This window comes from Microbispora sp. NPDC046973 (assembly GCF_040644495.1).
Taxonomy (GTDB): domain Bacteria; phylum Actinomycetota; class Actinomycetes; order Streptosporangiales; family Streptosporangiaceae; genus Microbispora.
Genome location: NZ_JBEYWQ010000034.1, coordinates 1 through 20,949, shown reverse-complemented (window position 1 = coordinate 20,949; position 20,949 = coordinate 1). Strand labels below are relative to the sequence as shown.

Below are 20,949 nucleotides of genomic sequence, written 5' to 3'. Positions count from 1 at the left end.
GCCTCGCTCCAGTGAATGACCTGATCATGGAGAGAGGTCCCCCACGAGCGTGGGGGACCTCCTCAGCGGTGCGGGATCCTCAGCCGAAGATCTCGTCAAGGATGCCGTGCAGTTCCTCGTCGTGCTTGGCGTGCGAGCCGACGGCCGGCGAGGAGTTCGGCGTACGCGAGACCCGGCGGAAGGTGCGGCCCCCGAGCAGGTCGGGCTTCTCCACCATCTTCAGGCTGAGGTAGGGCCACGGGCCCATGTTGACGGGCTCGTCCTGCGCCCAGAGCAGCTCCACGTCCGCGCCGTAGCGGGCCAGCTCGGCCTTGAGCGGGTTCTCCGGGAACGGGTAGATGCGCTCCAGGCGGACCAGCGCCACGTCCTTCCTGCCGTCCTTCTCGCGCCGCGCGAGCAGGTCGTAGTAGATCCTGCCCGAGCAGACCACGACCTTGCGGACCGCCGACGGGTCCACCGTCGAGTCGCCGATGACCGGGCGGAAGGCGCCGGAGGTGAACTCCGAGGTGGCCGAGGCCGCCGCCTTGAGCCGCAGCAGCGACTTGGGCGTGAACACGATGAGGGGCTTGCGCCGCTCCGACAGCACCTGCCAGCGCAGCAGGTGGAAGTAGTTCGCCGGGGTGCTCGGCTGCGCCACCGTCATGTTGTCCTGCGCGCACTGCTGCAGGTAGCGCTCGATGCGGGCGGAGGAGTGGTCAGGGCCCTGGCCCTCGTAGCCGTGCGGCAGCAGCAGCACGACCGAGGAGCGCTGACCCCACTTCTGCTCGCCGGACGAGATGAACTCGTCGATGATCGACTGGGCGCCGTTGGCGAAGTCGCCGAACTGCGCCTCCCAGGCGACCAGGGCGTCCGGGCGGACCACGCTGTAGCCGTACTCGAAGCCCATGGCGGCGAACTCGCTCAGCAGCGAGTCGTACACATAGAACTTCGTCGTGCCGTGGTTGAACGTCTTGAGCGGGGTGTGCTCCTCGCCGGTGACCCGGTCGACCAGCACGGCGTGGCGCTGGCCGAAGGTGCCGCGGCGGGAGTCCTGGCCGACCAGGCGGACCGGGTGGTCGTCGATGAGCAGCGAGCCGAACGCGAGCAGCTCACCGGTCGCCCAGTCGATCGCGTCCTCGGCGACCATGGCGCCGCGGCGCTGGATCACCGGGGCGAGACGCGGGTGGACGGTGAAGCCCTCGGGGAGGTTGAGCTGGGTCTCGATGACCCGCTTGACGACCTCCTCCGAGATCGCCGTCTTGGTGTCCTCGTGCGACCACGGGATCACCTCGTCGGGCTCGGGAACCCGGACCGCGCCGGGCGCCGGCGGCTGCTTGACGGCCTCGCGGGTCTCGGTGAAGGCCCGCTCCAACTGCTCCTGGTAGTCGCGCAGGGCCTGCTCGGCCTCCTCGACCGTGATGTCCCCGCGGCCGATCAGGGCCTCGGTGTACAGCTTGCGGGTCGAGCGCTTGGCGTCGATGAGGTCGTACATCAGCGGCTGCGTGAACGCCGGGTTGTCGCCCTCGTTGTGACCGCGCCGCCGGTAGCAGACCATGTCGATGACGACGTCCTTGCGGAACGTCTGGCGGTATTCGTAGGCCAGCCGGCCGACCCGCACGACCGCCTCGGGGTCGTCGCCGTTCACGTGGAAGATCGGCGCCTGGATCATGCGCGCCACGTCGGTGGCGTACACGCTCGACCGCGAGGACGCGGGGGAGGTGGTGAAGCCGACCTGGTTGTTCACCACGATGTGCACCGTGCCGCCGGTGCGGTAGCCGCGCAACTGGGACAGGTGCAGGGTCTCGGCGACCACGCCCTGGCCGGCGAACGCCGCGTCGCCGTGGACGAGCACGGGCAGGACGGTGAAGCCCTCCTCGCCGCGCTCCAGCAGGTCCTGCTTGGCCCGGACCACACCCTCGAGGACGGGGTCGACCGCCTCCAGGTGCGAGGGGTTGGCCACCACCGAGGTGCTGATCTTGTTGCCGTCGTGCGCGACGAAGTCGCCGCTCGCGCCGAGGTGGTACTTCACGTCGCCGGAGCCGTGCGCGCTGCGGGGGTCGATGTTGCCCTCGAACTCCCCGAAGATCTGGGCGTACGACTTGCCCACGATGTTGGCGAGCACGTTGAGCCGGCCGCGGTGGGCCATGCCGATGACGACCTCGTCGAGGCGCTCCTCGGCCGCCGAACTGATCACCGAGTCGAGCAGCGGGATCAGCGACTCGCCGCCCTCGAGGGAGAACCGCTTCTGGCCGACGTACTTGGTCTGCAGGAAGGTCTCGAACGCCTCGGCGGTGTTGAGCCGGCGCAGGATGTTGAGCTGCTCCTCGCGGCTGGGCTTGGCGTGCGGCCGCTCCACCCGTGCCTGGATCCAGGCCCGTTCCTCGGGGTTCTGGATGTGCATGTACTCGATGCCGATGGTGCGGCAGTACGAGTCGCGCAGCACGCCGAGGATGTCGCGCAGCTTCATCAGCGGCTTGCCGCCGAAGCCGCCCGTCGGGAACTCGCGCTCCAGGTCCCACAGCGTCAGGCCGTGCGACTGGATGTCGAGGTCGGGGTGCTTGCGCTGGCGGTACTCCAGCGGGTCGGTGTCGGCCATGAGGTGGCCGCGGACCCGGTAGGCGTGGATGAGCTCAAGCACGCGCGCGGACTTGGCCACGTCGTCGTCGTGGCTGGCCGAGATGTCCTGGACCCAGCGGACCGGCTCGTAGGGGATGCGCAGCGACTCGAAGATCTCGTCGTAGAAGTCGTCGGCGCCGAGCAGGAGCTGGTGGATGCGGCGCAGGAAGTCGCCCGACTGGGCGCCCTGGATGATCCGGTGGTCGTAGGTGGAGGTGAGCGTCATCACCTTGCTGATGGCCAGGCGGGACAGCGTCTCCTCAGAGGCGCCCTGGTATTCCGCCGGGTACTCCATCGCGCCGACGCCGATGATCGTGCCCTGACCGGGCATGAGGCGCGGCACCGAGTGGACCGTGCCGATCGTGCCGGGGTTGGTCAGGGAGATCGTCGTGCCCTGGAAGTCGTCCACGCCGAGCTTGCCCGCGCGGGCCTTGCGCACGATCTCCTCGTACGCCACCCAGAACTGGCGGAAGTCCATGGTCTCGGCCTGCTTGATCGACGGCACGAGCAGCTGGCGGGAGCCGTCGCTCTTCTGCACGTCGATCGCGAGGCCGAGCCCGACGTGCTCGGGCTTGACGAGGACCGGCTTGCCGTCCACCTCGGCGTACGAGTAGTTCATCTCAGGCATGGACTTGAGCGCCTGGACGATCGCGTAGCCGATGACGTGGGTGAAGGAGATCTTGCCGCCGCGGCCGCGCGACAGATGGTTGTTGATGACGATGCGGTTGTCGATCAGCAGCTTCGCGGGGACCGCGCGGACGCTCGTGGCCGTGGGGACGACCAGCGAGGCCTCCATGTTGGCGGCCGTGCGCGCGGCGGCGCCGCGCAGCTTCTCCTCGACCGCACCTGCCGGGGCCGGGGCCTGCGGCTTGGCGGCCGCCTTGACCTCGGGCTTCGCCTGCGGCTTGGGCTGGGGGGGCGCCGTCTGCGGGGCCGGGGTCACCGGGGCTGGAGCCTCGGGCGCGGCCGTCGCGGTCGCGCCGTTCGCGACGTCGGCGGACTTGGACGGAGCGGGCTTGGCCGTCCCGTTGTAGTCAGCGAAGAAGTGCCACCAGGCCTGGTCAACAGACTCGGGATCTTCGAGATACTTCTGGTACAACTCGTCGACAAGCCACTCATTTTGTCCAAAGCTTGCCAGCGGGTTTGTCCGCGACGACTCAGACGACACGGCGGAAATCGCCCTCTTCCGCAGATCGGCGTTGATGTTTGGTGAACCTGTCCAAGGCTACTCGCCTCGCACACCGACGTGCGCCCCGGCGGGTCGCAGGTCCCGGCCCATCCTCCCAGGATCGATAAAACAGGTCACGCGCGGATAGCCCGTCTGGGTGGTGAGGTGTCCCTTACCCTCTGGTCACAACGACTGGTCAGCCGATGAGCCGCGATTCGATCCGGATATTGGGAGCTATATCGGACAGCATACCCGCGAGGTCGTCGCCCGCGGCACGCAGCGCGTCCAGAGAGAGCGGTTCGAGGCGCTCCAGCAGGAAGAGGGCGTCCACCGTCTCCTCGGTGATCCTCGTCCTGACGCACTGCCGCCAGTTCCACCGCCGGCAGGTGACGCCCGCGTCGTCGCGCCACACCACCTCGCCGATCTCCGGGTCGCCCAGCGCCTCCTCCGAGGGCTCGTCGCCCGTGGCCCGCATCAGCCGGGCGGCGCCCCGGTAGCGGCGCAGGTCCTCGCCGCCGATCGGCAGGCCGTGCCGTACGGACACGCTGTTGTAGGCGTCCACCACCAGGTTGATCTCGGGGAGCGGCATCCGGCGGACCAGTGCGTCGACCGACGGCCGGGTGCGCTGGGGCTTGGCGCCGAAGGCGCGGTAGGCCGCCCGCCAGGCCTCGATCCTCTCGTCGTCGAGTGGCACGGCGTGGGCCGCCGCGTCGGCGAGCCAGGCCCGCGAACGGTCGTCGGACGGCCCGTTGTCCAGGCCGTACGCACCGACCACCAGGACGGCGAAGTCCGGACGCAGCGCCGTGACGGCGTCGTCCACCCAGATGTCGTCAATCACGCGCGACAGCCTACGGCCAGGCGCGCAGCGCCAGCGTTGCCGCCGCGTCGAGGTCGGCCCGGGTCGCGCCGTCCCTGGCCTGCGTGGACATGCCCTGGATGACGGCGGCGAAGAACGTCGCGAGCGCGGGGGCGTCGGTCCGCGGCGGGAGAAGGCCGGCCTCGACGTCCTGCTCGATCCGGCGGCGGATCGCCGCCTTGCCCGCCTCGCGGTGCCCGCGCAGTTCCTCGATCACGGCGGCGTCGCTCGTGTTCACCCCGGCCGAGATGATCATGCAGCCGGGCGGGTGCGCCGGGTCGGTGTAGACCTGCGCCGCCTCGCGGAGGAGGCGTTCGACGGCCGCCCGCGCGGTCGGCTCCCCGGCCAGGGCGCGGGAGCTGAACGCGCCGTGGGTCTCCTGGTAGCGGCGCACGGCCTCGCCGAACAGCCGGCGCTTGTCCCCGAAGGCGGCATAGAGGCTGGGCGGGTTGATCCCCATCGCCGCGGTCAGCCCGGCGACGGAGGTCGCCTCGTAGCCGTGCCGCCAGAACTCCTCCAGCGCCCGTTCCAGCGCGACGTCCCGGTCGAACGCCCTGCTTCTTCCCATGGCCCGATTTTATAGCGATCGCTACAAGTCATGTTATTGTGTAGCGGTCGCTACAAAAAAGGGGACGGACATGGCTGTACTGAGCGGTAAGACGGCGCTGACCGGTAAGACGGCACTGGTGACGGGTGCGAGCAGGGGGATCGGGCGCGGCATCGCCGAACGCCTGGCGGCCGACGGGGCGCTGGTGGCGGTGAACTACGCCAGGGACGAGGCGGCGGCCAAGGACACGGTGGCGGCGATCGAGGCCGCCGGCGGCCGGGCCTTCGCGGTCAGGGCCGAGCTGGGCACGCCGGGCGACGTGGACGAGCTGTTCGCCGGGCTGGACCGGGGGCTGGGGCCGCAGGCGCCGATCGACATCCTCGTCAACAACACGGGGATCACCGTGCGGGGATCGATCGAGGAGGTGAGGCCGGAGGTCTACGACAGGGCGTTCGCCGTCAACACGCGGGCGGCCTTCTTCGTGACACAGCGGGCGTTGCCGCGCGTTCCCGACGGCGGGCGGATCGTGACCGTCACCTCGGGCGTGACCCGGATCGCGTTTCCCGAGGCGATCGCGTACGCGATGACCAAGGGCGCGCTGGAGACCTTCACGCTGGCACTGGCCAAGCACCTCGGGCCACGGGGGATCACCGTCAACAACGTGGCGCCGGGGATCATCGACACCGACACGAACGCGGACTGGCTGCGCGGCGACGAGGCGGCCTGGGCGGCGTCGGCCGGCCGGGCGGCGCTGGGCCGGGTGGGGACGCCGCGGGACGTGGCCGGAGTGGTGGCCTTCCTCGCCTCCGACGACGCCCGCTGGGTCACCGGCACCACGGTCGACGCCACCGGCGGCAGCGACCTGTGACCCTGGCAGGGACCCCGGCAGGCGACGGCGTCGAGGCCGCGGTCCCACATCGATCATGAAGCGGGGGAGCGTCGTCGCAGACGGGCGGGGGCGGTAGAGTCCGGGCCCATGCCGGAAACGCCACGTGTGCTCGCCGTACAGAACGGAGCGAACGGGGGGCCCGGGCGCTTCGGGGAATGGCTGGACGCCGCCGGGGTCGCCGTCGACGTGGTCACCGCCTTCGACGGGTCCGCCCTCCCGCCACGGCTGGAGCACGACGGTCTGATCGTGCTCGGCGGCGGCTACCTGCCGGACGACGACGACGCGGCGCCCTGGCTGCCGTCCGCCCGTGCCCTGGTCGAGCAGGCGCTCGACCTGTCGGTGCCGTTCTTCGGCATCTGCCTGGGCGGGCAGATGCTGGCCTCGGTCGGCGGCGGGAAGGTCCAGGGCGACGCCGGGGGGCCCGAGCACGGCAGCACGTCCATCACCGTGAGGGCCGAGGCGGCGGACGACGCGGTCTTCTGCGGGCTGCCCGCCGCCGTCCCCGCGATCGAGAACCACATCGACGCCATCACGGCCCTGCCGCCGGGCGCGGTCTGGCTCGCCGAGACCGAACGCTGCCCCTACCAGGCCTTCCGGCTGGGCGACCGCGCCTGGGGCGTGCAGTTCCACCCCGAGGTGGGGCCCGAACGCATCCGGCAGTGGGATGTCGAGCACACCCGCAGGCGGGGTCTCGACCTCGACGGGCTGTACGCCGCCGCCGTGACCGACGACCCGCTCGCGCGGGCCGCCTGGGCCGGGGTGGCCTCCCGTTTCGCCGCCTTGGTGAAGGAGGGCCGCCCCCAGCCTGGGCGCAGGGGGTGAAGTGGAACCGGCCGCCGCCCCTGCTGGGGCGGCGGCCGGAGTTCTGCTGATCCGGTACGGATCGGGTCAGGCGCAGGCGGCGCCGTTCAGCGTGAACAGGTCGGGCGTGGGGTTGGCCCCCGGCGCGGACTGGCCGTTGAAGCCGAAGGTGACCGACTGGCCCGGCTTGATGGTCTTGTTCCACACCTCGTTCGCGGCGGTCACGGTGGCCGCCTGCTGGGAGAACTTGGCGCTCCAGCTAGAGGTGACCTTCTGGCCGCCCAGGAACGACCACTTCAGCGACCAGCCGTCGATCGCCTTCGTGCCGGTGTTCTTGAGCGTGATCTGGGTGGTGAAGCCCGTCGGCCACGTGCCGTGCGTGGTGTAGGTGACCGTGCACGCGCCCGGTGCCTTGACCGTGCCGTCGCCCTGGTCGGCGACGAACGCCGAGATCCACGACAGCGGCGAGTTCCAGTTGATCGTCAGCTCGTTGGTCGCCCACGAGTTGATGTCGTCGATGTAGCAGAACTGCGGCTTGCAGCCCTTCAGCTTCGCCTGGGCCACCGGGTCCTGGATGCCGGAGTTGGCACCGCCCGCGAGCGAGCCGCGCGGCGGGTTCGGCAGCGAGGTGTCCAGCGAGTGGGCGTACCACCTGCTGTGCTGGTTCTTCGACGCCACCTCGCCGTAGCCGGTCACGTACGACTGGTTGAGCGCGTTGCGGCCGAAGATGTAGTCGAGGCCCTCCAGCGCGCCGTCGCGGTACTTCACGTCGCCGGTGAGGTCATAGGCCGTGGCCAGGACCACCAGGTTGTTGACGATGATGCTGTTCGATCCCCAGTCGTAGGACGCCGTGTCGTACGGCAGGCCGTACGGGTGGGCCTTCAGCGCGGCGAGGTACTTGTCCGCGCCGGCCACCACCGAGGCGCGCACCTCGTCGCGTCCGGGCAGGGCGTTGGGCACGGTCGCCAGGTCGAGGCGGCCGAGCGCCGCGACGTTGCCCCAGTCCATCGCGCCCGTCTTCCAGATGTCGGCCGTGTGGAGCGGCGAGGCGAGGACGAAGTCCTTGTACTCCTTGTCGCCCGTCGTGATGTAGAGCTCGGCCGCGGCCCAGTAGAACTCGTCGCTGACGTTGGCGTCGTCGTAGGTGCCGCCGCCGACGCCGTCGGAGGGGGAGGCCAGCAGGTTCGGGTTCGCCTTGGCCGCCGCCCACGCCTTCTTCGCCGCCGCCAGGTTCTTCGCGGCGAACGCCGCGTCGTACGGCGCGAAGATCCGGGCCGCCTGTGCGGCCGTCGCGGCGAGGTTCAGCGTGGCGGCCGTGGAGACGGGGTGCAGCTCGCGCTTCTGCGCGTCCTGGTCGGGCAGCAGCGGCAGGCCGGTCCAGTTCTGGTCGTGGATCTTGTGGTGGACCATGCCGTCGGACCGCTGCATCTTCAGCAGGAACTCCTGCTCCCAGCGGGCCTCGTCGAGCACGTCGGGAACGGCGTCGCCGCTCTCGGGGATGTTCAGGCTGCCGATCGGCTTGGCGGTCGCGGCGTTCTTGGTGCGCTCGAACTCGCTCATGAGCTGGGCGACCGAGATGCCGCCGTTGACGACGTACTTGCCGTGGTCGCCCGCGTCGTACCAGCCGCCGGACACGTCGAGGGAGTAGTCGCAGACGCCCGGCTGGCACGGGACGTTCGTGTCGCCCTGGTTGGGGGCGACGCCCACGTGACCGGCGGGCCGGCCGTAGCCGGGACGCAGGGCGTCGTCGATCGCGATCCCGCTGCGCTGGGTGTAGTAGAACTTCAGCGCGTCGAGCTTGAGGCTCGCATAGGCGTCGGGCTTGATGTCGAACGGCCGGCTGGTCTGGCCGTCGGCGGTCAGCGTGTAGCCGGTCCCGGCCTTCGTGTACGAGCCGAAGTCGACGGAGTGGACGTTCTGCCCGGAGCTCGCGTCGACGCCGCGCGGGGTGGTCGTGCCGTGCGCGACCACGGTCCCGGCGGAGTCCTTGAGCTGCCAGGGCAGCGCCTCGGTCGCGTCGGTGACCACGGTGGCGTTCTTGGGGCCCTTGGGCAGGTAGGCCACCTGGTTCACGCGGACCCGGGGGCCGGTGTCGGGCGTGTAGACGTCCGGCGGCGCCCCGCCCTTGAGCGAGACGTTGTCCACGCAGAACCGCCAGGCCGTCGCGCTGCCGCCGAGCTGGAAGACGACCTGCGCGTTGGGCAGGTCGACCGGCGAGGTGAAGGTGTAGCTGTAGGTGTTGCCCGAGACGCTCAGCTCGGGGGCGGCCGACACGTACTGCGTGTAGGGGTCGGTCGGGAGCTGGACGTACGCCCTGGCGACCTTCCCGGGGTTCGCGGTGGCGAAGAAGCTGAACGCGTAGGTCTCGTCCTTCACCAGGGGGATGTCGTTGACGCCGATGATCGCGTCCCACGGGTTGGTCGTGCCCGCGGGGACGTCGGAGCAGAGCCGGCCGTCGGACAGTTCGAAGTTCAGGTTCGCGGTGTGCCACCACGGGTCGGTGGCGGTGTCGAACGTGCCGTTGGGGATCTGTTCCGGGCCCTCCTCCGCCGTGGCGGGAGGTGAGCCGGTCAGGCAGGCCGTGGCCAGCGCCGCCACGGCGAGGATGCCGATTCGTCTGAGCACAGTGGTCCTCGGGGGGAGTGGGAGCGCTCCCAAAGTGGAGAGCGAATCGCATGTTTCCTCTGGGTTTCCGCGGGCGTCAACGATCCGGGCGGCCGGACGCGCCTGACCGGGCATTGCGAGGGGGTGGAGCTGAAACTTTCATTTCCGCAAAGGGATTTTTGCAAAGTTATCTTTGCAATGTTAGCGTCGGCCCCATGGATCACGAGGTCTTCCACGTCGACGATCCCCGCACCCTGAAGGCGGTCGCCCACCCCCTGCGGGTGCGGCTGCTGGGGGAGCTGCGCACCAACGGCCCGGCGACCGCGACCGAGCTGGCCGCGCGCCTCGGCGAGAGCTCCGGCTCCACCAGCTATCACCTGCGCCAGCTCGCCCGATACGGCTTCGTGGAGGCCGATCCCGACCGGCGCGACCGGCGCGAGCGCAGGTGGCGGGCGATCCACCGCTTCACCTCCTGGAGCGACGTGGAGATGGCCGCGACCGCCGAGGGCCGCGAGGCCGCGGCGTTCCTGCGGCGGCGCCAGCTCGAGAAGTTCACCGCCGACGTCGAGAACTTCGAGCGTGAGCGTGACCTGTGGAGCGAGGCGTGGGTGGAGGCCGCCGGGATGTCCGACGTGGTGGTACGGCTGTCGCCGGCGACGGTGGCGTCCCTCTACGAGCGGGTGTCGGCCATGATCCTGGAGGCCGCCGAGCGGGATCGGGACGACCCGGACGCGCGTCCGGTCGCGGTCCTGCTTGCGGCCCATCCGCACCGGGACCCGGCGGCCGGTCATGTCTGAGCCGGTCGTGAACGAGCCGGTCGTGAACGAGCCGGCCATGCCTGAGCCGAGCGTGCCCGAGCCCGGGCGGTCGCCCGCGCAGACCCCGCGGCCGGGCGTGCGTGAGCACGGGCGCTACGCCGCGATCGAGTTCCTCACCTGGCTGCCGACCGGCCTGACGCTGGCCCCGATGGTGCTGCTCATGTCCGCCAGGGGGCTGGACATCGCGGAGATCGGCCTGGTCGGCGCGGCCTACTCGGTCACCGTCGTCGTGCTCGAACTGCCGACGGGCGGGCTCGCCGACATCGTCGGCAGGCGCCCGGTGCTCGCCGCGTCGGCCGTCGTCGGCGTGGCCGGGCTGGCCGTGATGGCCATGGCCCACTCGGTGTGGCCGTTCCTGGTCGCGTCCGTGCTCAAGGGCGTCGCGCGTGCGCTGTCCAGCGGGCCCGCCCAGGCCTGGTACGTCGACACCCTGCACGCCCGCTACGGCCCGGACGCCGACCTGAAGCCCGGGCTCGCGGCGGGCAACGTCGCGGGCTCGGCCGCCCTCGCGCTCGGCACGCTCGCCGGCGGCCTGCTCCCGCTGGCCGTACGCCGGGACCCGCTGGCCGCGCCGGTCTGGGCGGGAGCGGGGGCCGCGCTCGTCCTCCTCGTGGCCGTGCTCCTGCTCATGCGCGAGCCGAGCCGTACGGGAAGGGAGCCCGCCCGGGCGGCGATCCGCCTGGCCGAGGTGGTCCGCGACGTGCCGGTCACGATCGTCGCCGGGATCCGGCTCGGCCTGGCCGACCGTGCCCTCGGCCGGCTGCTGCTGCTGGCCGCCGGGGCCGGCGTGATGCTGAACAGCATCGAGATGCTGACGCCCGGACGCCTCGCGGCCCTGACCGGGGAATCCGAGACGGGCGGCGCGGCCTACGCCTTCGTGACCTTCGCCGGGTTCGCCGCCAACGCGCTCGGCAGCTCCCTCGCGCCGCCGGCCGCCCGGCTCGCCCGCGGCTCGGTGCGCGCGGCCGCCTCGGCCACGGTCGTCACGGCGGCGGCGGTCGGCGCGCTGGCCGCCTCGACGGCCCTGCGGGGCGCGGCCGGGGTCGTCGCGACCGCGGCGGCCTACGTGCTGCTGTTCACCGCGCTCGCGGTCGCCTCCCTGCTCAGGTCCGAGCTGCTGCACCAGCGGGTCGCCGCCGAGCGCCGGGCCACCGTGATGTCGGTGGACTCCCTGCAGCTCCAGTTCGGCGGCATGCTTTCCTCGCTCTTCCTGGTGCCGCTGTCGGGGGTCGCCGGCGTCGGCCCCGCCTGGATGCTCACCGCCGTGGTCGTCCTCGCATCCGCTCTCCTGTACGTACGGCTCCCTGCCGGTCCCGCTCTGAGGCACCCCCGGTAGAACCATATTCGGTAAGGCGGCACAATCAAGCGGGCAGGGCTGCGAGAGGGGCGGGGAGCCGATGAGCAAGGTGATCGTGACCGCGGCGAACGAGGCGCAACGCGCGGCGTGGCTGGGCGGGGGGCTGCCCGAGGTCGAGCGGGTGCGGCCGGGGCTGTGGTCGATTCCCGTCCCGATCCCGATCAACCCGCTGCGCTACGTCCTGGTCTACGCCCTGGAGGTCCCGGACGGTGTCGTGATCATCGACGCCGGATGGAACACCGAGGAGGCGTACGCCGCGCTCGTCGCGGGGCTCGCCACGGCCGGCTACGAGATCACCGACGTGAAGGCCGTGCTGGTCACGCACATCCATCCGGACCACTACGGCCTGGCCGGGCGGATCCGGGAGGTCTCCGGCGCCTGGATCGGGCTGCACCCGGCCGACGCCCGCATCGTGCACGACCGCTACGACGAATCGGCGATCGAGTCGCTTGTGCAGCGGGAGCGCTCCCTGCTGGTCAGGTGCGGGGTGCCGGACATGACGGCACAGGAGCTCGCCGGGGCGTCGGTCATGCTGCGCCAGTTCGTCACGATGGCGACGCCCGACCGGCTCATCGAGGACGGCGACCGGCTCGACCTGCCCGGCTGGGACCTGCGGGCGATGTGGACCCCCGGCCACTCGCCCGGTCACCTGTGCTTCGTGGAGCCGGAGCGCAGGCTGCTGTTCTCCGGCGACCACGTGCTCGCCCGGATCACGTCGATGGTCGCCGTACACCCCCAGTCGGCGGCCAACCCGCTCGCCGACTACCTCGACGCGCTGCGGGCGGTGGGCAAGCTCGACGTCGAGGAGGTGCTCCCCGCGCACGAGTACCGGTTCCTGGAGCTGGCGAAGCGGGTGGACTACGTCATCGGGCACCACGAGGAGCGGCTGGCGGAGGTGCGGCGGGTCGTGGCGGAGGGCGACGGCTCCACCTGCTGGGACATCGCCACCCGGCTCACCTGGTCGCGCAGCTGGGAGGAGATCCCCGCGCACATGCGGCGGGCGGCCAACAACGAGACGCTCGCCCATCTGGTGTGGCTGGAGCTTCGGGACATGGTCACCCGCGTGCCGGGCGAGCCCGACCTCTGGTACGCGCCGTCCGCCTGACGCGGCCACCCGCGGCCATACCGGCCGCTGCGCGGTCCGGTGCTCATCGCGACGCTCCGATCGGGCTCGTGGGTGCGGTGGTGTTCAGGTGGGTTCCGAGGTAGGCGTCGACGACGTCCAGGTCGGCGGTCACGGCGGCGACATAGCCGTCGGGGCGTACCAGGACCCACTGTCCGGGGACGAGTCCGTAGCCGTCGCGTACGTACCGGCCGGTGTCGACGATGTCCCCGCGTTCGCCGATGGTGTGGACATGCACGCCGTGCCGGGCGGCGGGGGCGTCGCCGGCGGGCACGCCGTAGCCGATCAGCGTCCAGTGAATGCCCCTGAAAAGGGAGAACAGGCGGGTGGGCAGGCCGCCGGCGCCGGTGACGGGCGCGTCGGGGGCGCGGTCGCCGGCGCGCACGCCCGTGGTGCGCTGCGGGTCGGTGAGAGTGAGCGGCGAGTCGGGGTAGCCGAGGTCGAGCTGGGAGACCTCCCGCTTACGGCTGGTGTCGCCGCTCTTGGCCGCCTCCAGCAGCCGCTTCGACAGGCCGAGCACCGCCTCCGCGACCGGGCGGCGCTCCCTCTCGTAGGACGTCAGCAGCCGCTCCGGTGCGCCGCCGAGCACGGCGGCGAGCTTCCAGCCGAGGTTGTAGGCGTCCTGCACGCTGGTGTTCAGTCCCTGCCCCCCGGTCGGCGGGTGGACATGCGCCGCGTCCCCGGTCAGGAGCACGCGGCCGACCTGGTAGGTCCCGGCCAGGCGCGCGTTCATCTCGTACGCCGAGGCCCACGGCACCGAGTGGATCAGTATGTCGTCGCGGCCGGTGCGCTCGCGCACCAATGCGGTCAGACCCCGCGCGGACAGGTCGACGTCCACGTCGAAAGGAACCGGCGCCTGGAGCTGGAACATCTCGGTCCCGTAGAGCGGGCACAGGAAGATCTGGTCCGCGCCTGCCTGCCCCCAGCGGTGCCACGCATCGGTGGAGAGCCCCTCGACGATCACATCGGCCACCACGGCACGCACCCCGAGGGTGACGCCGTCGAAGGCCACTCCCAGGGACTTGCGCACGAAACTCGACCCGCCGTCGGCGCCCACCAGGTAGCGCGCGCGCACCGTACGAACACCGTCGGGGGTGAGGATGCGCGCGGTCACCCCGTCCTCGTCCTGGTCGAAGCCGACGAGCTCGTGGTCGTAGTGCGGGGCGTGGCCGAGCTCGGCCAGCCGCTCGCGAAGCCTGCGCTCGGTGAGGAACTGCGGGACCAGCAACGCCATCCGGTAGGGCTCGTCCGGTGTCGGTCCGGTCATGTCGGCCATCATGGTGTCGACCGGGCCGTCGTCGGTGTAGACGCGCTGGAGCGGATATTCGCCACCGGAGGCGACGATCCTGTCGATCACCCCGAGGTCCTCGAACACCTCCTGGGTGCGCGGCTGGATGCCCTTGCCGCGTGATCCGGCGAACGGGTGCGCGGCCTTGTCCATCAGCAGGAAGCTCACGCCCCGGCGGGCCAGTTCGATCGCGAGGGTCTCCCCGGACGCCCCGGATCCACAGATGATCACCTCGACATCGGTGTCGGTCATGTTCAGCCCCTCTTTCGCAGGGATCCGGACGGCCCTGCCGTCCAAATTATGTGTAAAGCGCACTCATCTTAAGAAGGGCTTCGACTGCTCGTCAATCGCGATAGCCGTGGATATGGTCGTGATTTGGAGGCGGGAGATCGAGCCATGCTGGTCAGAAAGGGTGTTGAATACACGTATTGGAAGTCGGAGTTCCACCCGGCGTCGCGAGGCATCGGGCGGTACCCGCGAGACCGGCGCCGCGGCGCCCCGGGGAGGCCGGGCGTCCGGACGGCGGGCGGACCCGCCGTCGCGAGATCCGCCTCTCCGGCGTCGGCGGCGCCGCGGCTAGACCTCCTAGAATTGCCCTTCACATCCGATGCGCGAGAAGGCCGGATACTCAGGAAGGCTCGATACAAGGAAGGACGGTGCGGCCGCCTTGACCACACGGCGACGCCAGACCACGTTGCGCCGTCTCCACGGAGCCATCATCGATCTGGTCGTGCTGATGAACCTGCCCAGCCGCGACGACGACCTGCTGGCCGAAGCCGGCGTCTCCCTCGACCGCGCCCTGTTCCCCCTGCTCGTGGGCGTCGAGCGATTCGGGCCGATCGGGGTGGGCGAACTGGCCGAACGAGCCGGACGCGACTACACCACTATCAGCCGCCAGGTCGCGAAACTCGCCGCCCTCGGACTCGTCGAACGACGCCCCAGCCCTGCCGACGCCCGGGTGAAAGAGGCCATCATCACCGCCGAGGGCCGCCGCGTCACCGACGCTCTCGACGCCGCCCGCCAACGCATCGCCGGTCCCGCTCTCGCGCAGTGGAGCGACCGTGACCTCATGGAACTCGAACGCCTCATGCGCCGCTACGTCGACGACATGTTCGCCGCGGCGGACAAGGCCGCCGACGGCGACTGACGAGCCGCCCCACTGCGGCTGATCCGGGCCCGAGCGGTACGGCGGCGTGAGCCGGCGGCGGGGCATCAGGCCGGCCGGCTGCCTCTGACCGCCGGCGCCGCCGGAGGTTAAAGTGCTACCAGAACCTTGTTCTCTTCTGGAAGGGTGGCGCCATGTCGGCTGCTGAGGGGTCCGAGCTCAGGTTCGACGGAAGGGTGGCGATCGTCACCGGAGCGGGGCACGGGCTCGGCCGGTCGCACGCGCTGCTGCTCGGCGGGCGCGGGGCGAAGGTCGTCGTCAACGACCTCGGCGGCGCCCTCGACGGCTCCGGCGCGTCCTCCGGCCCGGCGGCGGAGGTCGCCGAGCTGATCGTGAAGAACGGCGGGGAGGCGGTGGCCAGCACCGACAACGTCGCCACCCCGGAGGGCGCGGAGGCGATCGTGCGGACGGCGCTCGACGCGTTCGGCCGCGTCGACGTCGTCGTCAACAACGCCGGCATCCTGCGCGACCGTTCGTTCGGGAAGATGACGGTCGAGGAGTTCGACGCCGTGATCGCCGTGCACGTGCGCGGCTCGTTCCTGGTCAGCCGGGCGGCGTTCCCGCACATGAAGGAGCAGGCGTACGGGCGGATCGTGAACACCTCCTCGCCCGCCGGGCTGTTCGGCAACTTCGGCCAGGCCAACTACTCGACGGCCAAGATGGGCCTGGTGGGCCTGACCAAGACGCTCGGCATCGAGGGCGCGCGGGCGAACATCAAGGCCAACGCCATCGCCCCCGTCGCGTGGACGCGGATGACCGAGACGCTGCTGCCCGCGGAGTTCGAGAGCAAGTTCACCCCCGAGCGGGTCAGCCCGCTGGTGGCATACCTGGCCCACGAGAGCTGCGAGACCAGCGGCGAGGTGTTCTCGGTCGGCGCCGGGCGGATCGCCCGGGTGTTCGTGGCCGAGGGGCCGGGCTGGCGGACCGACGACCTCACCGCCGAGGCGATCCGCGACAACTGGGAGTCCGTCATGGCCGAGCAGCCCTATCTCCCCACCAAGCTGGGCGAGCAGGCCGGCGCCTCCCTGCAGGCGATGCTCTGACCTCCTCGCGTCCCGCCCGGCCGGGGGGTCACAGCTCCTCGGCCGGCTCCTCGGCCGGCTCCTCGGCCGGGCAGGTGAGGTCGGTGGACACGTCCCCGGGCCGCCGGGGTACGGGCGCCCGGCCCGGCGGCTGCCTGACGTGCAGGTGCGGGAAGGGCGGCGGCGCGTTGCGCCGGGCCTGCGGCTGCGCGCCGAGCGTGAACTCCTCGCCGTGGTGCGTCAGCGTGATGGGCGGGCCGTGCAGGAGCCGGTACGTCGTGCCGTCCGGGGTGACGTCGATGCGCAGCCGTCGGCCCCGGTACCGGATCTGGAAGGCGAGCCGAGTGATGCCCGAGGGCAGGCGGGGGGCGAAGCACACCCGCCCCTCGCGGGCCCGCATGCCGCCGAACCCGGCCACCAGCGCGATCCACGCCCCGGCGAGCGAGGCCATGTGGACGCCGTCGCGGGTGTTGTGCTCCAGGTCGCGCAGGTCCATCAGCGCGGCCTCGCCGAGGTAGGCGTAGGCGAGGTCGAGCTGCCCCACCTCGGCGGCGAGCACGGCCTGGGTGCAGGACGACAGCGAGGAGTCCCGCACGGTCAGCGCCTCGTAGTAGGCGAAGTTGCGCGCCTTCTGCTCGGGCGTGAACCCCTCGCCGCACAGGTGCATGGCCAGCACGAGGTCGGCCTGCTTGACGACCTGCTTGCGATACAGGTCGAAGTAGGGGAAGTGGAGCAGCAGCGGATACTGCTCGGGCGTGGTGCCCGCGAAGTCCCACACCGCGTGCCCGGTGAACCCCTCGCTCTGCTCGTGGACCCCCAGCCGCTCGTCGTACGGCAGGAAGATGGCGGCGGCGCAGTCGCGCCACATCGCCGTCTCCTCCAGCGTGACCCCGAGCCGCTCGGCCCGGTCGCGGTGGCGCACGGCCGTCGCGGCGGCGGCCCGCAGGTTCCGCTGGGCCATGAGGTTGGTGTAGACGTTGTTGTCCGCGACCGCGCTGTACTCGTCCGGGCCGGTCACGCCGTCGAGGCGGTAGCGGCCCTCGGCGTCGTGGTGGCCGAGCGCGCACCACAGCCGGGCGGTCGCGACGAGCAGCGGCAGGCCGATGTCCCGCTCGAAGTCGGTGTCCTCGGTCGCGTCGACGTACCGCGTGACCTCGGCGGCGATGTCGGCGTTGACGTGGAAGGCCGCCGTGCCCGCGGGCCAGTATCCCGAGCACTCCTCGCCGTTGATCGTCCGCCAGGGGAAGGCCGCCCCGGCCAGCCCGAGCTGCTCGGCCCGCGCCTGGGCGAGGGGGAGGATCGACTGCCGCCACGTCAGGGCGTCGGCGGCGGCCCGCGGGTAGGTGTAGGTGGCCACCGGCAGCACGAAGCTCTCGGTGTCCCAGAACGCGTGCCCGTCGTAGCCCGAGCCGGTCAGCCCCTTGCCGGGGATGGGCCGCCGCTCCAGCCGGGCGCCCGCCTGCAGCAGGTGGAACAGCCCGAAGCGCACGGCCTGCTGCACCTCGGCGTCGCCCTCGACCTCGACGTCCGCGCCCGCCCAGAAGTCGTCGAGGAAGGCGCGCTGCTCGGCGCACAGGCCGTCCCACCCGGTGAGCCGGGCCGCCGCCAGCGCCGCCACGACCTGGTCGTGCATCGCGGGCCTGGACCGCTTGGCCGACCAGCCGTAGGCGAAGAACTTGTCCAGCCGCAGCCGCTCGCCGGGCACGAGCCGGGTGGCGATCGTGACCCGGCTGACGTTGCCGCCGCCGTCGCATTCGACCCGGGTGCCGTCCGGGCCGTCGATCTCGTGGCGCATCCCCGCCGCGACCCGCAGCCGGCTGGCCCGGGTGGAGTGGACCATCACGCACACGTCGTTGCGGGCGGCGACGTTCTCCTCCAGGACCAGGGGCGCCTCCAGCGCGGCGGCGGCCCGGGGGTCGGCGGTCGGCGGCGGCACGGTCTCGTTGGCGACCAGTTCCGACTGGACGACCACGTTGAGCGGCTGGTCCACCGGCTCCACCTCGTAGCGGACCGCGGCCACGGCCCGGTGGGTGAACGACACGAGCCGGGTCGAGGTGACGCGCACCTGCGCCCCGGTCGGCGAACTCCAGCGGACCTTCCGGGTGAGCGTCCCCGCCCGCAGGTCGAGGACCCGCTCGTGTGAGTGCAGTGTGCCGTAGCGGACGTCGAACGGCTCGTCGTCCACGAGCAGCCGGATCAGCTTGCCGTTGGTGACGTTGACGACCGTCTGCCCCGACTCGGGGTAGCCGTAGCCCGCCTCGGCGTACGGCAGCGGGCGCAGCTCGTAGAAGGAGTTGAGGTAGGTGCCCGGCAGCCCGTACGGCTCGCCCTCGTCGAGGTTGCCGCGCAGCCCGATGTGCCCGTTGGACAGCGCGAACACCGACTCGGTCTGGGCGAGCACGTCGGTGTGCAGTTGGCACTCCCGCACCGACCACGGCTCGACGACGAAGGCGGGATGCTTGATCATTTGTCGTCCAGGAGTTCGGAGAGGTCCGACACCACCACGTCGGCGCCGTTGTCCCGCAGGGCTTCGGCCTGATGCCCGCGGTCCACGCCCACCACGACCGCGAAGCCGCCCGCGCGCCCGGCGGCGACCCCCGCCAGCGCGTCCTCGAACACCGCGGCCTCGGCCGGAGCGATCCCGAGCGCCTCGGCGGCGGCGAGGAACATGTCGGGGGCGGGCTTGCCGGCCAGCCCGCGCTCCCCGGCCACCTCGCCGTCGATCCGTGCGTCGAACATGTCCTCAAGGCCGGCCGCGGCGAGCACGCGCGCGGTGTTGGCGCTGCTGGAGACGACCGCGCGGCGCATCCCGGCGTCGCGGACGGCGTGCAGGTAACGCAACGAGCCCTCGAAGACCTCCACGCCCTGCCGGTCGAGGATCCCCTGGACCAGCTCGTTCTTGCGGTTGCTCAGGCCGTTGACGGTGGGCATGCCCGGCGGGTCGTCCGGCTTGCCCTCGGGCAGGTCGATGCCCCTGGCCCGCAGGAATCCCCGCGTGCCGTCCAGGCGCTTCCTGCCGTCGACGTACCGCTCGTAATCGCCGGTCTCGTCGAAGGGCACGAACGGCGTGCCGGTGGCGACCGCCCGCTCGCGCAGGTATTCGTCGAACATCTCCTTCCACGCCGCGGCGTGGATCCGGGCCGTGCGCGTGAGCACCCCGTCCATGTCGAACAGGCAGCCGCGCACCTCATCGGGTAGCCCCAGCATGCGCCCTCCCACCGTCTTCCTTGCTCTCCTACCCCGTCAGCGGCTCCTAACTTTTGTTGATTTCAGCGAAAGGTTGCATCACATCGATAAAAGGTCTTCCCTGATCAGCTGAAAAGAGGTACGTTTCCAGCCAATCACCGGGACGCGGAGGCGTACGTGAAGAGGACGACCATCAGGCCGGAGAACGTCCATCAGGCCGCGCTCCTGCGGTTGCTGAGGGACGGCGGGCATTCCCGTGCCGAACTCGGCGACGTGGTGGACCTGTCACGGTCGAAGCTCAACGTCGAGCTGGACCGGCTGATCGAGCTGGGGCTCGCCGAGCCCGACGGACTCGCCGCCTCGCGGGGCGGCAGGCGCTCGGGACGCGTACGGCTGGCCGGCGACATCCGGTTCGCCGGGATCGACATCGGCGCCACCTCGATCGACGTCGCGGTCACCGACGGTGAGCTCAACGTGCTCGGTCACCTGAGCGAGCCCTGCGACATCAAAGAGGGGCCCGCCGTCGTGCTCGACCGGGCCATCGAACTGCTCGGCAAGCTGAGCAGGGACGGGCTGTTCACCGACCTCAGCGGCGCCGGCATCGGCGTCCCCGGGCCGGTGAGCTTCGCCGAAGGCGTTCCGGTGGTGCCGCCGATCATGCCGGGCTGGGACCGCTACCCCGTGAGGGAGACGGTCGGGCAGGCGCTGTGCTGCCCCACCGTGGTCGACAACGACGTCAACATCATGGCCCTCGGTGAGCTGCACGCCGGTCTCGCGCGGCACGTCGACGACTTCCTGCTCGTCAAGATCGGCACCGGCATCGGGTGCGGCATCGTGGTGGACGGCAAGATCTACCGCGGAGTGTCCGGCAGCGCCGGCGACATCGGCCACATCCGCGTGGACGACCTTGGGCCGGTCTGCTCCTGCGGCAACTCCGGCTGCCTGGAGGCGTATTTCGGCGGCGCCGCGCTGGCGCGCGAGGCCGTCGCGGTGGCCCGCTCGGGCGGCTCGCCGTACCTGGCCGAGCGGCTCGCGGTCGCGGGCACGCTGACGGCCGAGGACGTCGCCGCCGCGGCGGCCCAGGGCGACGCGGGCGCGATCGGGCTGATCCGCGACGGCGGGCGCCGGGTGGGCCAGGTGCTGGCGAGCCTGGTCAGCTTCTTCAACCCCGGACTCGTGATCATCGCGGGTGGCGTGGCCAAGCTCGGCCACGTGCTGCTCGCGGAGATCAGAAGCGTCGTCTATCGCAGGTCGCTGCCGCTCGCCACCGGAAACCTGCCGATCGTGCTGTCCGAACTGAGCGACACCGCGGGTGTCATCGGCGCCACCCGCCTCATAAGCGATCACGTTTACTCCGCCAACTGATCATCATTGGGAGATCCCCATGGGAGACGAACACCCCCTGCTCCAAATGAGGGGGATCGTCAAGCAGTTCCCCGGCGTGCGTGCGCTGGACGGCGTGGACCTTGAGGTCAGGGCCGGGGAGGTGCATTGTCTGCTCGGCCAGAACGGTGCCGGGAAGTCCACGCT

General features: G+C 71.3%; 16 protein-coding genes. 9 read left to right on the top strand and 7 right to left on the bottom strand.

The features are described 5' to 3' along the window. Nucleotides 1–79: 79 nt before the first annotated feature. From ABZ860_RS36660 to ABZ860_RS36650, 3 genes are all read right to left on the bottom strand, one after another. Nucleotides 80–3,763, bottom strand: coding sequence for a multifunctional oxoglutarate decarboxylase/oxoglutarate dehydrogenase thiamine pyrophosphate-binding subunit/dihydrolipoyllysine-residue succinyltransferase subunit (locus ABZ860_RS36660; RefSeq protein ID WP_357229563.1), 3,684 nt, complete (start codon nucleotides 3,761–3,763; stop codon nucleotides 80–82). A gap of 196 nt (nucleotides 3,764–3,959) precedes the next feature. Beyond that, nucleotides 3,960–4,601 (bottom strand): phenylalanine--tRNA ligase beta subunit-related protein, encoded by a 642-nt coding sequence (locus ABZ860_RS36655; RefSeq protein WP_357229561.1) that lies wholly within the window; start codon nucleotides 4,599–4,601, stop codon nucleotides 3,960–3,962. Between the two features lie 10 nt (nucleotides 4,602–4,611). After that, the gene (locus tag ABZ860_RS36650; protein WP_357229559.1) at nucleotides 4,612–5,187 is read right to left on the bottom strand and encodes a TetR/AcrR family transcriptional regulator; all 576 of its coding nucleotides are present in this window, start codon (nucleotides 5,185–5,187) and stop codon (nucleotides 4,612–4,614) included. Between the two features lie 70 nt (nucleotides 5,188–5,257). Between ABZ860_RS36650 and ABZ860_RS36645 the strand changes: the two genes are divergently transcribed. Both ABZ860_RS36645 and ABZ860_RS36640 read left to right on the top strand, forming a co-directional pair. Beyond that, on the top strand, nucleotides 5,258–6,034 hold the full coding sequence (locus ABZ860_RS36645; RefSeq protein WP_357229557.1) for an SDR family oxidoreductase: 777 nt from the start codon (nucleotides 5,258–5,260) through the stop codon (nucleotides 6,032–6,034). Nucleotides 6,035–6,142: 108 nt separating this feature from the next. Beyond that, nucleotides 6,143–6,877, top strand: a complete 735-nt coding sequence (locus ABZ860_RS36640; RefSeq protein WP_357229555.1) for a type 1 glutamine amidotransferase — start codon at nucleotides 6,143–6,145, stop codon at nucleotides 6,875–6,877. A gap of 66 nt (nucleotides 6,878–6,943) precedes the next feature. Here ABZ860_RS36640 and ABZ860_RS36635 read toward each other — a convergent pair whose 3' ends face one another. Next, nucleotides 6,944–9,481 (bottom strand): glycoside hydrolase family 9 protein, encoded by a 2,538-nt coding sequence (locus tag ABZ860_RS36635; RefSeq protein WP_357229553.1) that lies wholly within the window; start codon nucleotides 9,479–9,481, stop codon nucleotides 6,944–6,946. Between the two features lie 194 nt (nucleotides 9,482–9,675). On the opposite strand from ABZ860_RS36635, the gene ABZ860_RS36630 reads away from it, so the two are divergent. The 3 genes from ABZ860_RS36630 (at nucleotide 9,676) to ABZ860_RS36620 (ending at nucleotide 12,740) form a co-directional block, all read left to right on the top strand. Then, on the top strand, nucleotides 9,676–10,257 hold the full coding sequence (locus ABZ860_RS36630; RefSeq protein WP_357229551.1) for a helix-turn-helix domain-containing protein: 582 nt from the start codon (nucleotides 9,676–9,678) through the stop codon (nucleotides 10,255–10,257). 37 nt (nucleotides 10,258–10,294) lie between these two features. Beyond that, nucleotides 10,295–11,614, top strand: a complete 1,320-nt coding sequence (locus tag ABZ860_RS36625; protein ID WP_357229548.1) for an MFS transporter — start codon at nucleotides 10,295–10,297, stop codon at nucleotides 11,612–11,614. Nucleotides 11,615–11,675: 61 nt separating this feature from the next. After that, on the top strand, nucleotides 11,676–12,740 hold the full coding sequence (locus tag ABZ860_RS36620; protein WP_357229545.1) for an MBL fold metallo-hydrolase: 1,065 nt from the start codon (nucleotides 11,676–11,678) through the stop codon (nucleotides 12,738–12,740). Nucleotides 12,741–12,783: 43 nt separating this feature from the next. Here the strand turns inward: ABZ860_RS36620 and ABZ860_RS36615 are convergent, their stop codons facing one another. Continuing rightward, nucleotides 12,784–14,298, bottom strand: a complete 1,515-nt coding sequence (locus ABZ860_RS36615) for an FAD-dependent oxidoreductase (protein WP_357229542.1) — start codon at nucleotides 14,296–14,298, stop codon at nucleotides 12,784–12,786. A gap of 415 nt (nucleotides 14,299–14,713) precedes the next feature. Between ABZ860_RS36615 and ABZ860_RS36610 the strand changes: the two genes are divergently transcribed. Beyond that, complete coding sequence (locus tag ABZ860_RS36610; RefSeq protein WP_357229539.1) at nucleotides 14,714–15,193, top strand: MarR family transcriptional regulator; 480 nt, start codon at nucleotides 14,714–14,716, stop codon at nucleotides 15,191–15,193. A gap of 152 nt (nucleotides 15,194–15,345) precedes the next feature. Continuing rightward, entirely contained in the window at nucleotides 15,346–16,254 is a 909-nt protein-coding gene (locus tag ABZ860_RS36605; protein WP_357229537.1) for an SDR family oxidoreductase, read from the top strand. A 28-nt stretch (nucleotides 16,255–16,282) separates the two neighbouring features. On the opposite strand, the gene ABZ860_RS36600 is transcribed toward ABZ860_RS36605, so the two are convergent. Both ABZ860_RS36600 and ABZ860_RS36595 read right to left on the bottom strand, forming a co-directional pair. Beyond that, complete coding sequence (locus ABZ860_RS36600) at nucleotides 16,283–18,700, bottom strand: glycosyl hydrolase family 65 protein (protein WP_357229534.1); 2,418 nt, start codon at nucleotides 18,698–18,700, stop codon at nucleotides 16,283–16,285. Further along, on the bottom strand, nucleotides 18,697–19,440 hold the full coding sequence (locus ABZ860_RS36595) for a beta-phosphoglucomutase family hydrolase (RefSeq protein WP_357229531.1): 744 nt from the start codon (nucleotides 19,438–19,440) through the stop codon (nucleotides 18,697–18,699). Before ABZ860_RS36595 ends, ABZ860_RS36600 begins: the two co-directional genes overlap by 4 nt. Before the next feature lie 156 nt (nucleotides 19,441–19,596). Between ABZ860_RS36595 and ABZ860_RS36590 the strand changes: the two genes are divergently transcribed. Both ABZ860_RS36590 and ABZ860_RS36585 read left to right on the top strand, forming a co-directional pair. Beyond that, nucleotides 19,597–20,784, top strand: a complete 1,188-nt coding sequence (locus tag ABZ860_RS36590; protein ID WP_357229529.1) for an ROK family protein — start codon at nucleotides 19,597–19,599, stop codon at nucleotides 20,782–20,784. Nucleotides 20,785–20,803: 19 nt separating this feature from the next. Then, nucleotides 20,804–20,949: ATP-binding cassette domain-containing protein (locus ABZ860_RS36585; protein WP_357229658.1), on the top strand; the 146-nt coding region annotated here is incomplete at its 3' end.

Excerpts from the sequence above, each read along its gene's own strand:
- ABZ860_RS36650 (WP_357229559.1), bottom strand. The coding sequence starts at position 5,187 with ATGGGAAGAAGCAGGGCGTTCGACCGGGACGTCGCGCTGGAACGGGCG.
- ABZ860_RS36645 (WP_357229557.1), top strand. The coding sequence starts at position 5,258 with ATGGCTGTACTGAGCGGTAAGACGGCGCTGACCGGTAAGACGGCACTG.
- ABZ860_RS36640 (WP_357229555.1), top strand. The coding sequence starts at position 6,143 with ATGCCGGAAACGCCACGTGTGCTCGCCGTACAGAACGGAGCGAACGGG.
- ABZ860_RS36630 (WP_357229551.1), top strand. The coding sequence starts at position 9,676 with ATGGATCACGAGGTCTTCCACGTCGACGATCCCCGCACCCTGAAGGCG.
- ABZ860_RS36625 (WP_357229548.1), top strand. The coding sequence starts at position 10,295 with ATGCCTGAGCCGAGCGTGCCCGAGCCCGGGCGGTCGCCCGCGCAGACC.
- ABZ860_RS36620 (WP_357229545.1), top strand. The coding sequence starts at position 11,676 with ATGAGCAAGGTGATCGTGACCGCGGCGAACGAGGCGCAACGCGCGGCG.
- ABZ860_RS36615 (WP_357229542.1), bottom strand. The coding sequence starts at position 14,298 with ATGACCGACACCGATGTCGAGGTGATCATCTGTGGATCCGGGGCGTCC.
- ABZ860_RS36605 (WP_357229537.1), top strand. The coding sequence starts at position 15,346 with ATGTCGGCTGCTGAGGGGTCCGAGCTCAGGTTCGACGGAAGGGTGGCG.
- ABZ860_RS36600 (WP_357229534.1), bottom strand. The coding sequence starts at position 18,700 with ATGATCAAGCATCCCGCCTTCGTCGTCGAGCCGTGGTCGGTGCGGGAG.
- ABZ860_RS36595 (WP_357229531.1), bottom strand. The coding sequence starts at position 19,440 with ATGCTGGGGCTACCCGATGAGGTGCGCGGCTGCCTGTTCGACATGGAC.